We start from the raw sequence: 14,850 nt of genomic DNA, 5'->3' as shown, positions 1-14,850 counted from the left end.
TACGGTTTTACAAAGTCACACTCACTCCCACGGAGAAGATGCGCGGCGTCACGAGGTAATTGCCCTGTCCGCCAGAGAAAGACTGCTGGGGGTTCATGCCCTGTCGGGCGGTGAAGGTCCAGAGGTTCTCGCAGCTGACGTTCAGTCCCATGGCCTGGAGTCCCATGCGGGTGACGCACGCCTGCGGCAGGCGGTAGGCCAGGGTGATGTTCTTCACCACCAGATAGTCGGCCGAAGTGAGCCAGCGGGAAGAGACGGCATTGTTGTCCGAACTCAACGTACTGTTGATTTGCGGTATGCCGTCCTTCCGGATGCGGTCGGGCGAATGTTCGTCCATTCCTTCGGGAGCCTTCGCCCACGACTGCATGATGTCGGCATGATAGTTGCTCGGGCTGGTGCCGGTAGTCATCAGCGACTGGTAGACACCGTCCATCGTCTTTCCGCCCAGCGAATATGTGAAAAGAGCAGAGAGAGTGAGCGATTTGTAGCCGATGGTGCCCGTAAAGCTGCCATACACCGTGGGGAGGGCCGACCCGTGGAATTCCCGCTGGCCGTAGGTAGTGTTGGTCACGTAAGGAACGCCGCCAATCACCGTTGCCTTTTTGGTGATGTCAACGCCGCTCTGTTTGTTGCCCAGCGTCGTGCCGTCGGGCAGGGTGACATAATAGTCCTCCAGATTGGCTTTGTAAAGCGAATTGCCCGTCAGCTGGTCCACACCTTCGAAAGTGTAGGTAAAGAATTCGTAACGGCTCTTGCCTTCGACAATCTTGTAGGGACCGGAGATGATGCCATCCTTGTTCTGATCGGGCAATTTCACGATCTTGTTCTTCAACCAGGTGGCGTTGGCCGCCAGGTTAATGGTCCAGTTCCGGTTGCGGAAGACATCGACGTCGGTGTTCACCTCGATGCCGCGATTGGAGATGGTTCCCAGGTTGCGCGTCACGGTCGACTCGGCGGCAGAGGTCGAAGTACCACCGGCCGAAAGAGGCAGGTAGATGTCGAACAGAAGATCTTTGTTGCGCTTGTCGAAATACTCGGCACTCAGGTTCCAGCGATCGAAAAGGCGTGCCTCGACGGCCACACCGTAGGCCTCACCTGTTTCCCACTTCAGGTCGTAAGAGTCGTTCTGCGTCAGGTAGAGCGCTCCTTTATGCGCGTTCTGCTCCACGGAGTAAAGGCTCATGTAGGCGTAGTATCCGGCTCCGGCGTCGTTGCCCACCTGGCCGTAGTTGGCGCGCAGCTTCAGGTCGTTCACCCAGCTGACATCCTTCATGAAATCTTCTTCACTGATGATCCAGTTGGCTCCCACGCTGCCGAAGTTACCCCAGCGGTTGTCCGGATGGAAACGCGAGGAACCGTCGCGGCGGAAAGATACTTCGAGATTGTAGCGGTCGCAGTAGTTATAGCGGATGCGTCCCAGGTAACTTTCCGTGCGGTAGTTGTTCTCGTAGCTGTCCAGGCTAGTCATCTCGGTGAAGTTACTGAAATTGGGACGTCCGGCAAAAATCTGCGACGTCTTGAATCCATACAGATAATTATAGTTATAGGAGAAATTCTCGTGCGCCAGCAGCACGTCCAGCAAATGCCCGCCGAAGAGATGCGTCCACTTCAGCTGCTGTTGGAAGGTGTAGCTCTTGTAGCGGTAGAGTTCACGGCGTCCGCGGCCGTTGCTACCCTTTCCGTTGCCGATGACGGCGTTGTCGTAAGCCGTATTGTCCGACTGACTCAGGTTCATGTCGCCCTTTACGGTGAACGTGAAATCCTTCAGGAACTTGACATCCATATAGGCGATGCCCTGCAACGTATTGCGCACGGTCTCGTTCTTGTCCAGTTCGTTTTCCCATACCACGTGGCGGTCGGCATACTGATTGCGGGTAGCTATCTCAACGCCCTTGTCGTCGGTGTAGTAGCCGGGATCGTACTGTCGCTGCCCGTCGGCCGTCAGGCGGTAAGAGCCATCGGCGTTATGCAGATGCACAGGGTAAATGGGCGCAATCTGGCGGCAATACATGAAAGCATTGGTGAACGACGCATCCTGGTCGCCGGCCGTAATCTGGGAATTCTGATGGCTGCCCGACAGGTTAACTCCCGCCTTCAGCCAGCTCACTGGCGCCACATTGACCGACACACGAGCTGAAAGACGATCGAAGCTCGAATTGCGCACGTAACCCTCTTCATCGAGGTAGCCCAGCGAGAAATAATAGTCGCTCTTCTCGTTGGCTGCATTGCCGCTGAAGAGATATTCCTGACGGTATCCGTTGCGGATAGACGCCTTGTACCAATCGAGATCTTCAGCGTAACCGGGCAATATCTGCACGCCTGCAGCTAGGCGTCCGTCAGCATCAAACAGCTCTTTGTCGGGCTTGTTGAAGATGTTCAGGTAAAGCTGCTCGCCGATCAGATTTTCGCTGGCATAGCGGGCTGCCACGTCGGGAGCGTCGCCTGCGGAAATGCGGGCGTTACGCAAATTCTGCCAGCTGGCTTCCATGAACTGCCGCGCATCCGTACGGGCATATTCCTTGATGCCTCGCGTGTAGATACCCTGATTCACCTTCAGATTGAAACTCAGCTTTCCAGCCGTACCTTTCTTGGTGGTAATCAGAATGACACCATTCGAAGCACGATTACCATAAAGAGCGCACGAAGCGGCATCTTTCAACACCGACATACTTTCAATATCAGCAGGATTGATGTCGGCGATACTTCCGCTGAAGGGAACGCCGTCCACCACATACAGGGGCGAACTGGATCCATTCACCGTCCCGATGCCACGAATACGGATCTCAGGCGAACTACCCGGCGCTCCGTAAGTGCTGTTGATCTGCACACCTGAAGTGCTTCCTTCCAAAGCGGAAGTAACGCTCGAAGCGGGGCGCAGCTCGATCTGCTTCTGATCGACAGAAGAAATAGCTCCCGTCAACGACGAACGTTTGGCCGTACCGTACGCCACCGTAACAAGCACTTCATCAAGCACTTGCTGATCGCTCTCCAACACAACTTCCACGCGGTCGCTCACCGGCACCTCACGTGTCTTCATACCAACGAACGAGACTACCAGCATCTTGGCTGAAGCCGGTACATTGTCCAAGGCAAACTTGCCATCCACGTCCGTCACTGTACCTTGCGAGGCTCCTTTCACCAGCACCGAAGCGCCGATAACAGGCTGTCCGTCTTCCGCAGAAGTAACCACGCCCGTCACTTGCCTCACTTGTGCCCAAAGCGCTCCCGCACCCAGGCACACACACATAATCAATGTCAAAACTCTCTCTTTCATAAAATCACAAAATAGCGTATTGATAGTATAGATGGTTAATCTTGTCAAAATCCAGCCATTGCATCGCTTAGTGATGACTTTCGACGGCAAAATTATAGGATAACGCACAAGCGGACAAGCAAACCCGATGTACATAAGAAAGAGAAACAAATCACTGTTTTTCAAAGGAATAAACACCTAAACGATAATGTACACGATGTACAAATAACAGCAGACGTCCTCCAAAAGCAAAAAAATAGAGCTTCACGAGGAAGTTTCAGACTTTCTGTATATATTTGCAATAATTATGAGAAAAGTCCTGTTATTCCTTTTGTTTGCCTCATGGCTAAGTGCGTGCAACCACCGCCACGAAGAATTCCCGAGCTTATTTTGGGACAGCATTGCCCTGCACGACTCCGTTCTATTACCAGACAGTCTGCTCGACAAAGGGCTACAGCAGGCCATAGAAACAGACGATTCGCTTCACATCAGCCTCATCTATTTCTTCAAAGGAAAAAAGCTGCATCAGGATTTCTTCCTGCTACGCGCTCAGGAGTGTTACGAGAAAGCCCGCCAGTACCTCCCCACTCCATCACCGTCGCGCCTGCAAATGGAGCTGGACATCGCGCAAGCTGACTTTTGCCGCTTCAATCATTTCGCCTCACAAGAGACACGCCTCTTGAACAAAGCCCTCGACAAGGCCTTGCAGGAACAGGACAGCCTGATGCTGGTACGCATCGGACTTATCCGAAGCAGCCGCTCCAAAAGCAAAAAAGAATTTGACCAAGCCTTGGCAGAACTACGCATGGCCGACCGATACGCCGCTTCCGTCAGCATTGAAAAGCAAGCTGAACTACAAGCCGAAATGGCCGTAGTCCATCTTTATATGGAGCAGCCCGACTCTGCCCTGGCAGACATCGAACGTGCTATCGCCACAGGTGCGGGGCGACAGAATTTCTACCGAACCTTCTGCAAAGGCATCCGCTTCCACATCGCCCGCAACGACTCGGCACACTACTACTTCCGCCAAATAGCCGAAATGTATCCCCTGCCTCGCAAAACGGATGCCTACCGCTATATGTCCGAAGCCCTATACCATCGCGGTGAAAGTCTCAAAGCTTTTGACTTCTTGCGCGAACACGTGCGCTATCGCGACTCGCTCGATGCTGATAAAAAAGCCGAACTATTGGACAAAGTACACGCCATCAGCGAATATCGCAAGCAACAACAACAGATCGAAAGAAGTGAAAGCCAACTGACACGTCGCATACTACAAGTCTACCGTCTGGCTATTCTCGTTGGCTTTCTCGTCATTTTGTGGGGAGTCTACTACATCTACACCCGCCGCCGTCAGGCCTTGCTCAACCGCGACCTGATGCAAGCACAACTATCCCGACAGGAAATGGAAATACGCTATCTGAAAGAACAGGAAGCAAAGGAACAACTCGAAAACGCCCAACTAACCCAGAAGATAGAATACTTTAAGCAGCTGAACGAAATCACCATTCCCCTGCTCATGCGCAGTCGAAACCAGGCAGGTGCCCTTCACCTTTCCCAAGAAGACTGGCAAACCTTACGCAACAATACTGACGCTTGCTTCGACAACTTCACCCGACGTTTACGAACAACTTATCCACAACTAACGGATGAAGAGATTGACTTTTGCTGCCTGGTGAAAATGGAACTTCCCTTGGCCATACTGGCAGAAATCTACCACATAGCCAAGGGAAGTATATCACGTAAAAAAATGCGCCTGAAAGAAAAGATTGGCATTACCGACACCAGCTTCGATGAGTTTGTTACGGGATTCTGACTCCCCTTACTCACCGCCTTTCATATCTTCAAAGTATGTGTCGAGCAACGACTTGGCAGCCACAAACGAGGTCAGGTTGCCTTGCAGAACCTGTTGCTCACGATCGGCCAACAAAGCTTCTATCTTTGGATTGTGGTAGAAGCTATCGCGCAGGTGTTCGTTGATGCTTTCGTACATCCAATACTTGCTCTGCTCGTTGCGGCGATAGACAAAATAACCGTTCTCTTTCACGAAATCAATATAGTTATAAACCATGTCCCAGATCTCCTTTATACCCAAGTTATAGAAACCTGAATAGGTCAGCACTTGGGGTGTCCATCCACTTTCGGGAGCAGGGAAAAGATGGAGGGCATTGCGGAACTGGGCAGCAGCCAAACGGGCGCGTTCGATGTTGTCGCCATCGGCTTTGTTGATGACAATACCATCGGCCATCTCCATGATGCCACGCTTGATGCCCTGTAACTCGTCACCCGTACCCGCCAACTGGATGAGCAGGAAGAAATCGACCATCGAATGAACAGCCGTCTCGCTCTGTCCTACCCCCACGGTCTCGACAAAAATCTTGTCATAGCCAGCAGCTTCGCAAAGGATAATGGTTTCGCGCGTCTTGCGTGCGACTCCTCCCAACGAACCTGCCGAAGGGCTGGGACGAATAAAGGATTTCGGATGGACAGAAAGCTTCTCCATACGAGTCTTGTCGCCCAAAATACTGCCCTTGCTACGCTCACTACTGGGGTCAATGGCCAACACGGCCAACTTTCCTCCATATTGTTCGAGGACATGAAGTCCGAAAACATCGATAGACGTACTCTTACCAGCACCTGGCACACCACTGATACCGATACGGACAGAATTACCCGAGTAAGGAAGACACTTCTCGATAACCTCCTGAGCCACGGCCTGATGCTCAGGCTTTACACTCTCGACCAAAGTCACGGCCTGACTTAATACAGTGACGTCACCTTTCAGGATGCCGTCCACATAGTCGGCCACGGTCAGTTCGCGTTTCTTACGCCGCGGACGGTTCTTCAGATAAGGATTCACGGACGAGGGTTGCTCAACGCCTGCGTTGACGGTCAAGCCCTTGTATTCAGCACAGTTTTCAGGATGTTCCATGGTTATTTGGCTTTAATGTTGATTTCTACTTTCGGCTGCGTGGGATCGTTCGTAATCAGCAACAGACGCAAGTGACGACGATGTTTGCCTATATTCTTCTTTGTAACAGAAACACGCAAGCGGGTGGATTCACCAGGTTGGAGGACGGTCTTCTTCAAGCTGACGCCCACCGCTGGGTGAAACACCTGAAGCTTACTGATCTGAAGAGGCGAACGACCTGTATTGGTCACGGTAATGTCTCGCCGCGCACGTTTCTTCTTCGCCAAGTCGCCGCTCAAGTCGATGTCCTCGGCCGAAAGGCGAATGGCAGGAGCATTCAGGCGCTCTGTCTCCGTCAACCCAGAAAAATCAGGTAAAAGGATAGCAGAAACGGGCAGTTCATTCTCCTCACTGACTTTATCGCCCAAAAAGCGAGAAAGGTAAACAGACGACTGAGTCAAGCCCAAATCGGTCAGTTTCTCAGAGTTCAATGTCAAGGTCAGCGTACCACGTTCGCCCTGCTGCAAAACCTCAGGTTCGGCTTTCATCTCCAGATAGGGTGGCAAGTGCATCAGGACAGGTTCATAAGGCTTGTCGGAGAGATTTACCACACTGAGATATACCACAGGATGCTCGCCATGCTGCACGTCAGGGAAGTTTATCTCGTTTTGGTCGATGCGTATTTGTCCTACCAGATAGGGATGGGTACGGGCAAAGTCCTTGATTTCCGTCACCACCTCACCGTCGAACTTCAGATACACCAGATTGGGTGATGCATTGGTGAATATGGCCACGGCCTTCTGAAAATGTCCAAGCGCTTCAGCATCGAAAGTCACATCCACCGTTCCCTTATCGCCAGGCGCAATGGGAGTCTTTGTCCAGCGGGCAGCCGTACAGGCACAATCGGGTTCCACCTCGGAAAGCACCAAAGGCTCGTCGCCCGTATTGGTGATGGTGTACTGCACGGTTACAGGACGCTTCCATTCAATCTGCCCCAAGTGTTGCATTTGGGTGCTCGAAGTGAAGCGGGCCTGTGCCGAAAGCGTAGCCGTCAACCCCATGCTCAAAGCAACTATCGCAAAAAATCGTTTCATCTATTTCGTCTTTATCTTTATTACTTGCCGCAAATTTACAAAATTCAAGCCGAAGAAACATCCTGCTCTACATATTTTAGGCAAGTTTTTGGTTTCCCTACTCATTCCTTCACCTGCAGAGGTGTACCAGCCGAGGAATGGGCAGCCATCTCGGGCGCATAGGCGCATTGGACGGTAGCAAGCCCCGATTGGTAGGTGCCGACTTGCGAAACACGGCAGCTGTACTCCAATACGTAGGTACCCTTGCTCAGATGGTCGAAGAAGAAACGCGTCGAAGCATCCTTCGTCTCGGCATAATAGCCGAATCCTCCTGTCCAGCGGTAACCTGAAAGTGTTGCGGTCGGCTCGAGGCAGGCGGCACGGCTGTCCTTCAGCTGAACGTAATCCATGGCGCGGTCGAGGCGGAGTACAAGGCGGATGACCAGCTTGTCGCCTACGCGAAGGCCGCCTTCCTTTTCCAGCGGATGGAGTTCCGAACGGCCAAAGGCTGTTTTACGCTCGACAAAGCATTGCTTTTCGATGGACAAACCAGTGCTTTGTGCTCGGACATCGGCCACGGGCGAAAGATACTGGGCATAGACAGCTCCCCAAGCCATGCCTTCGTCGTGTTTCTCCACTTCGAGGGTACGGGCTTTGAGGGCGGCGTTGCCTTCCTCGTAAGTTTCCTTGATGTATCCCAAGCCTTGCAACGGACAGGCGGAAGCGTCAGTAGTACGGAGGCGTTCATGCCCCAAGATGAGAGTGACATCGCCACGGTCGGCCAGCCAGTTGCGGCCGTTGCACAAGAGGGCGTAGATGGCGTCGGCAGAGGCTACAGGCGTATTCCATTGGGTGGTCTGCTTCTGCTTTAGCAACCAGCGCTTCATCTCTTCGATGACAGATGCGTTGCCTTCGAAGCGCGACAGGGCTTCCATGGCGGCCACATGGGTGGTGACGGGCATCATGCCCCAGCTATAATAGCCGTCGTTGAAGGCGAAGTGGGCGCCTATCGTCTTTTCCTGCACGAGGTGCTCCTTGAGTGAGGCTTCGAACGCTTGGGCATCGGCCTTGCGACCTGCGGCTTGCAGGATGACGGCGGTTTGCGCCTTGCGTTGTATGGAGGCCGTGGTCAGCTGGCGGGGCAGAAGCGAGAGGAAGTAGTTGTGTACCTCCTTGTCAGCCTGCTTCATCGCGTCGGCATCCAAGGCCAGCAGGTAGAGGTAGTCGAAGGCGTCGGCCGACAGGGTGGTGATGGGCGTGCCCTTGCGTTCGGCTTCGCGCAGGCGTTTGTACTCCTTGAGGGCTTCCTGATGGAGGTAGGCAAAGGCACGTTGCTTCATCGCCGAGGCATCGGCGTCGAGCGGGTTGCCTGTCAGCAGGGGCAGGCGCACAAGCAGAGTGGCGATGTAGGTGGTGATGTCGCGACTGCTGCCCATGCCTTTGTACCAGCTCCAGGCGCCGTCTTCGCCTTGCAATTCCTTCAGGCGGGTAAGGGCCGAGAGGGTGAGGTTGCGTTGGCGGTTGGCGTCGAACAGCTGTACGAGGCGTTGCATGCGCTCCGTGTCCGAAGTGGCTTCGGCCAGCCAGGGCGTTTCACTCAACAACATATTTTTCAAATCCTCATTTTGCTCCAGACGGCTAAGAAAGGTTTCTTTGCTCTGCCCGCTAACCAGCCAAGCCTCGATGACTTCGCGGACGCGTGGTTGCGACTGGGCAATGGCGGCGGCCAAGGTATTGGCATAATAGGCTACGGCCCACGAGATGGCATTCTCGCCGTCGGGTTGCGTCAAGGAAGGCAGGGCCTGTATAGCCATCCAGGCAGGATTGCCTGTCACCTCGACGGTCAGGCGCCGTTGGGTGGCGGTAGAGCTGTTGTGATTGAACAACGTATCGAGGCGGAGTGTGCAGGCGTCGTTGCCCTTCAGGTCGAAGGTCAAGGTTTCCGTCACGTACTCTTGGTTACTAAGTACAGGAAGGACATGCTGCTCGCCGTCGCTGAAGTTACCTCCATCGGCCGTGAGGCGTACGCCCAGCAGGGGATAACGGTCGTCCACATTGAAGGCGAAGCCGACGGCGGCGTTGCGGCCGGCTTCCGCTTCAAACTTTTCGCGGCGGGTCAGGATGACTTTTTCGGTTGTGGGGTCGAACAATTGTAATGTCACACGCCCTTTTATCGTGCCCTCGGTCAGGTTGCTCACCGTGGCGGCCACCTGTGCCTGGTCGCCCATGCGGAAGAAGCGCGGCAGGTTGGGACGCAGCATGAATTCCTTGGCACTGACAACCGATGCTTCGAGCAGGCCTGTCTGCATGTCCTTCGTGTGGGTATAGCCGCGGAAGTTCCATCGGGTCAGGCTTTGCGGCAGGGTGAAGGCCACAACCACCTCGCCCCGTTCGTTGGTGCGGAGCTGGGGATAGAAGAAGGCCGTCTCGGCAAAGTTGGTGCGGAGGTCGGCATCGGGTTGGAGGGTTTCGGCGGTATTCACCACTTCTTCTTCAAACAAGACATCGTCGGCCGTAGGAGGTGCGTAGGCGGCTTCCACGGCAAGGCCAGCTTCTTCCTTCGTGTTGAAGATAGCGTTGGAGGGAGACTTCTGCAAGACGGTTCCTCCTACCAAAGTGGGCGTCCGGCTGGAGCCGTATCCTATGACGAGAGCGTCATCGCGTATCTCTATGACCTGGGGTACCAGCCACGGCGAGCAGAAGCGGTCGAACGACCAGCCGGGTATCTTCCAGTCGGGTATCGTAAAGTAGGGCGACAAGTAAAGGCGACTGGCCGTATTCAGACGCACATTGCGCCAGTCGAGTTGCGGAGCAAAGAAGACTCCCCACGACTGACGGTTGGGATAAAGCTTGTCGAGCGAAGCGTCGTACATCAACGCCAGCATCTCAGCCGAGGCGGACAGGCCTTCGGGCGTAGTCACCACAAGACGCCATTCCTCCTCCTGACCAGGACGCAGGCGGTCGCGGAAGACTTCCCACTTCATCTGCAGAGTGCGATTGGGCTGGGTGCGCTTCAAGAAAGCGGTTCGGCTATACAGCTCGCCTTCCTTCAGGGTGTTGAACAGGAGCGTGACGCTTTCGTCGTAACTGTCCAGGTAAGGCATCTCGACGCTCATCAGGGTGTCTGAGATTTGTAAGAGACGGCTCTCCACACGCTTGCCACCTGTAAAGACATCCATCCATACCCAGGCGTCCTTGAACGAAGTACCCAGACAGAAGGAGGCCTTTTCACCAGCAGCCACCTCCATCTTCCGTTCGTGGAAGAAGAGAGGGGAGTGGACAGGTGGACGGCGGTCTTCTTTCGAAAAGAGAGTAAATGATGCGCTGCTCTCCACCCGATGCCCCAACGAGTCGGTGCCCCATGCCGTCATGCGATACCGACCTGAAGGCACACTCAGCCAAGTGGACGAGGGGATTTTTTTGCCCGTGAGGCATCGTCCGCTCAAAGCAGGCTTGGCATCCTTTACCACTAATTCGCCTTTCTCTGTTTCGAGGTCGATACGCCAGTCGACGATCAGTGAGAGAGGCGCCATTTGTGGATTGGAGGCGTGAATGAGCCATTGGGCTGTGTCTTCCTTACATAATTGCGCAGGGACGGAGATATCCAGGTTGAATGCCTGTGAACCAGCCGAAAGGGCGTAAGAGGCGGTTTGCGTTTCACCTGCCTCGTCGGTTACGGTTGCTTCCACTTCGAAAGTATAATATTGTTTGACTTGCCAAGGTTGGAGAGTCTTTTCCACTTCGCCTTCCAACGGGATGTCGATAGCAAAACGGCCTTGCGCATCAAGGCGTACCGTGTCGGCTTTTAGCACCTTGTCTGTATGCAGATAGCCACGCAGACGGTCATAGCGTCTCAAGCTCCAAGCCAACGGCATCTCCTGAACAGAAGCCCCGCTAAAAGCCTTTACTTCACCACGAAGAGTTACTGTCTCGCCCAAGCAATAGGGAACGGTGACAGGCAGGAAAGTGATTTCGAACGTCGGCCGCTTGTATTTTTCCACCCGGAAGTGAGCGGTCCCCATTACATTTCCTTGGGCACGTACCATGAACTGACCGTTCAGGCAGACAGAGGGCAAGGTGAAGTCAGCGGTAAAGGAACCGAAATCATTGGTTTGCACGCGTCGGGTAGCTATCTGTTTACGGTTGGCATCGAGCAACTCCAGGCTCACCCATTCGCCCTCTACCACTTGGGCACTGTTTTTTCCTTTATTATATACAACTCCTTTCAAGTAAACGGTCTGACCAGGGCGATAAATGCTTCGGTCGGTGAGGAGCGAAAGTTCGTAGCGATTATCGGTCGAGGTTCGTGACAAGCGGCTCAAATACACACCTGTAGAAGGCAATGCCGTGTCTGTTCCTTTACTAAGGGTATAGCAGGTGTTATAGTCATACTTTTCAAGAGTCACAAGGGCTTTCCCCTGCTCGTCGGTCACGACTTCCTTCAGCAGGCGGCGCTTCTCTTCGTCGCTCGATGAATAGAAGCAGACGCGGACGCCCCCTTCAGCATGGCCACTACGACCGTCGAGTGTGGTCACTTCTATCTGTCCTTCGCCCAAGTCGAGCGTCAGGGCACGCAGGCGGCTCACAGGCAAGAGGCAACGGCTCGTGCGGCCATTCTTGGCTTGAGGAACGACTTCCACAACATAGACACCCGCCTCCTGAGGTACAGGCAAGGGCAGGTTTGTGATGCTCTCCAGATAAGGAAGATCAGCCTCCGACTTATGTTCAGCAGGCAAAGGATTCAAAGTGAGTTGCCGACTATAGACTCGGCGAGGCGACAAGCTACGGAAAGTCTTGTCGTTATTGCAATCATAGCGAGTAGAATAGCCACTCAGGTTCGTGGCATAGATATTCAATGTGACAGGTGCATCCATCGTACGATAGCGCACGCGCAAATCCAAGGTATCGCCTGGATAGCCTATACCTTCGGCAGAAATAGCCAGTTGCGGGCGCAAGAGTTCAGCACGGAGTTGCTTCACTTGCCCGATGCGCGCATAGGAAGCATAGCGGCGAATAGCCTCATCGCACAGGCGGATGGCCTCGCCCATACTTCGTCCTTCACCTCCACGGCTCATCCATTGGGCCTTACGCAGGTAAACTTCGGCACACAAGGGACGGTCGGCATAGCGAGTCATCAATTCGTCAAGAGCTTGCAGGTAAGCTGCCTCATCCTGCAAGACACTTCCATTCTTCCACTCCCAATAATCGAGCGTGGCCAGCAGGCAGGCATCTGCTCCATCAGGGCGAGCTGCATAGGCATCCATCATCTGCAGGTAAAGGCGTTCGACGCGTGTCTGCATCAAGGAGTCGGCTCCCGCTCCCGTCATGGATTTCAATGCACTGATGGCCCTACGCGCCAGCAGGTGATAGAGGTCGTGACTGTAGTAAGCACTCTGTTCGCCTTGCTCCACAAAAGGCTGATAGCCGTCTGTCGAGGTCTTGATGAGCCTATCGACATCGTGGGTCGAAGCCAGAGCATGAGCATCCACTTTCTCCACAAATTGACGAGGTGTCCATTCGCGAACGTCGGCAGGATGTTTGTCCGTAGCCAAATCTGTTCGTGCGGCAATGACACGACGGTTATTCTGCCAATAGCCGGCATATTCGCTCGCCAAAATCGAATGAAGGATGGCACGGTCGGTTTCATTTGTTTCCGTAGCGGCCCATTGCTCCATCTCGTTCAGGCGTGTATAAAGACTGTCTGGAGTCAGACGCTCCTGAAAAACAGCCCGACAGAGATAGGCCTTCAGCAGTTGTGGCGAGTTTTTTTCGGCCAATGCTTTCTGGCAGATTTCACCTGTCAAATTCACGACAGTCTGTGGCAGACTCTTTTTTTGTGCCTGCTCCACTTGCTTCCATAATTTTTCGTACGATTGTGCCTGGGCGCATATCCCCCATCCAAGGAGCATGCTCCACAAAGCAATCTTGCAGATACATTGTAAACCTCTCATAAGCATTTCCCTTTCATTCGTTCTCTAATAGATGTCTGTTCAGTTTTTGAATATATTACTTAGAACAAAGAAAAGGATTAAAGTTTAAACAACCGTATCTTTTAACTGAAAAAGTCTGAAAATAAAGAAGAAATAGGGAAGCACGCTTCATGCGTAGCTGTGCATGCCTCCCAAAAGGAAATTGACACCAAAATAAGTAATCAGCACACAGAAAAAGGCCGCCACACTGAACACGTGGAAGAACAACGGACGGCGGAAACAGGGCAACGAAGCAGGATGGAGCGCCAGGGCATAAACAAGCATCGTGATCAGCGCCCACACCTCCTTGGGGTCCCATCCCCAGTAGCGGCCCCACGACACATTGGCCCACACGGCACCAATGAAGATGCCCACGGCCAGCAGAAAGACGGCCGGATAGAGCAGCAGGCGGCTCACCACCTGAAGGCGCTCCACCTGAGCTTCACACTCCCTGCGCGAAGCAAGCAAGACAAGTGCCGCCACCCCATTGAGCATGACGAAGGCCAGCAGGGCGTAGGCCACCATGATGACCGCCACATGCACACTGAGCAGGGGCGAGGCAAGGACAGGCATCAGCTGCCCCACCTGCGGATTGCGCTCGCCCAGCATGGACACCACCAACGCCAACCCACACACCAGGAAGCCCAAGGGAAGCGCCAGGGGCAGGCGGCGATGGAAGACAAGGGTGAGCAGGGCGGCACAAAAGGCCAGCAGGTGCATCGTCTCGTGCCCGTTGGACATGGGCAGGTGGCCGCTCACCAGGCCACGAAGCACCATCAGGCCTGCCAGCCAGCAGGCCATCAGAGCCAATACGCCCAGCAGTACACGACTTACCCCTCGCCTTTCCCGCCGATGAAGCATCAGGCAGCGGACAGAATAAACAAAGGAGAAAAGCCCCAGCACGACAGAGGCCACGGCCAGCGGAAAGCTATCGTTCACCTGGTTATAGACCCGCTCGGCACGAAAGCGGAGGGCAGAGGGCAACAACACCCCACCCTCACGCTGCTGGTAGCGGCGTATCTTGTCCACCAGCCGCTCCACCTCGGCAAAATCCTTGCGCGCCACCTGCTCGGCCACGTAGTTCATCGCCCCACGTACGAAGGTGCCTTCTTCAAGGGGCATGTCGCGCGGCAGGCGGTCGGCCAGGGAGAGCCACTCCAGGCGGGAGGCATCGGCCGACGACGGGGGCATATAGGGAAAGATGCGCCAGGCCGCCCCTGTCGCCACGCTGCTCACCAGGCTGAACTTCTCGTTGGCCTCGCCCACGGCCTTCGCGTCGGCCATAGAAGCGTCGGCCAAGGCTTCGGCATCGAGTCGGTAGCCATCAGGGCCGAAGAAGTCCTGCAACGAGGCATAGCCCCCCTCCACCCCCAGCAGGCGGCGCACGTCGGCACTCTTCACGCGGATGCACGGCTCGCGCTTCCAGTCGTCGTAGTAGAAGAACCAGCCCGTCAGCACCTGCTCGGCTGTGAGGCCCCGATACGTGGGCTTGCCATAGAGCTTCATGGTGAAATCCTTGGCCAGCGTCTGCAGGGGGCAGACGCGGTCGTTGTAATAGACATAGAGCCGACCGAAGCTGGCGGCCGTCTGGCGTGGCAAGGTGCGCGGCAGGTCTTCGGCCGCACGCACGAAGGGCGCGGCCAGCAG

At 54.6% G+C, this 14,850-nt stretch carries 6 protein-coding genes; 1 reads left to right on the top strand and 5 read right to left on the bottom strand.

Annotation, left to right across the window (positions count from 1 at the left end):
- Nucleotides 1-7: 7 nt before the first annotated feature.
- On the bottom strand, nt 8-3,274 hold the full coding sequence (locus BQ8005_RS15035; RefSeq protein WP_075318608.1) for a SusC/RagA family TonB-linked outer membrane protein: 3,267 nt from the start codon (nt 3,272-3,274) through the stop codon (nt 8-10).
- 286 nt (nt 3,275-3,560) lie between these two features.
- Between BQ8005_RS15035 and BQ8005_RS15030 the strand changes: the two genes are divergently transcribed.
- Nucleotides 3,561-5,066 carry a tetratricopeptide repeat protein gene (locus BQ8005_RS15030; protein ID WP_159436271.1) on the top strand — a complete coding sequence of 502 codons (1,506 nt, stop codon included), beginning with the start codon at nt 3,561-3,563 and terminating at the stop codon, nt 5,064-5,066.
- Between the two features lie 6 nt (nt 5,067-5,072).
- Here BQ8005_RS15030 and meaB read toward each other — a convergent pair whose 3' ends face one another.
- From meaB to BQ8005_RS15010, 4 genes are all read right to left on the bottom strand, one after another.
- Nucleotides 5,073-6,182, bottom strand: coding sequence for a methylmalonyl Co-A mutase-associated GTPase MeaB (gene meaB / locus BQ8005_RS15025; RefSeq protein ID WP_075318606.1), 1,110 nt, complete (start codon nt 6,180-6,182; stop codon nt 5,073-5,075).
- 2 nt (nt 6,183-6,184) lie between these two features.
- Nucleotides 6,185-7,255, bottom strand: a complete 1,071-nt coding sequence (locus BQ8005_RS15020) for a DUF1573 domain-containing protein (protein ID WP_075318605.1) — start codon at nt 7,253-7,255, stop codon at nt 6,185-6,187.
- Between the two features lie 101 nt (nt 7,256-7,356).
- On the bottom strand, nt 7,357-13,185 hold the full coding sequence (locus BQ8005_RS15015; protein ID WP_075318604.1) for an alpha-2-macroglobulin family protein: 5,829 nt from the start codon (nt 13,183-13,185) through the stop codon (nt 7,357-7,359).
- Nucleotides 13,186-13,332: 147 nt separating this feature from the next.
- Nucleotides 13,333-14,850: cytochrome c biogenesis protein (locus tag BQ8005_RS15010; RefSeq protein ID WP_075318603.1), on the bottom strand; the 1,518-nt coding region annotated here is incomplete at its 5' end.

Origin of the sequence: Bacteroides togonis, assembly GCF_900130135.1 — a bacterium.
GTDB lineage: Bacteria > Bacteroidota > Bacteroidia > Bacteroidales > Bacteroidaceae > Bacteroides > Bacteroides pullorum.
The sequence above is the reverse complement of the archived record's forward strand: the minus strand, read 5'-3'. Positions and strand labels throughout refer to the sequence as shown.

What these genes read in the sequence shown, in the direction of transcription:
- meaB (WP_075318606.1), bottom strand. Translation starts at nt 6,182, where the DNA reads ATGGAACATCCTGAAAACTGTGCTGAATACAAGGGCTTGACCGTCAAC.
- BQ8005_RS15035 (WP_075318608.1), bottom strand. Translation starts at nt 3,274, where the DNA reads ATGAAAGAGAGAGTTTTGACATTGATTATGTGTGTGTGCCTGGGTGCG.
- BQ8005_RS15030 (WP_159436271.1), top strand. Translation starts at nt 3,561, where the DNA reads ATGAGAAAAGTCCTGTTATTCCTTTTGTTTGCCTCATGGCTAAGTGCG.
- BQ8005_RS15020 (WP_075318605.1), bottom strand. Translation starts at nt 7,255, where the DNA reads ATGAAACGATTTTTTGCGATAGTTGCTTTGAGCATGGGGTTGACGGCT.
- BQ8005_RS15015 (WP_075318604.1), bottom strand. Translation starts at nt 13,185, where the DNA reads ATGAGAGGTTTACAATGTATCTGCAAGATTGCTTTGTGGAGCATGCTC.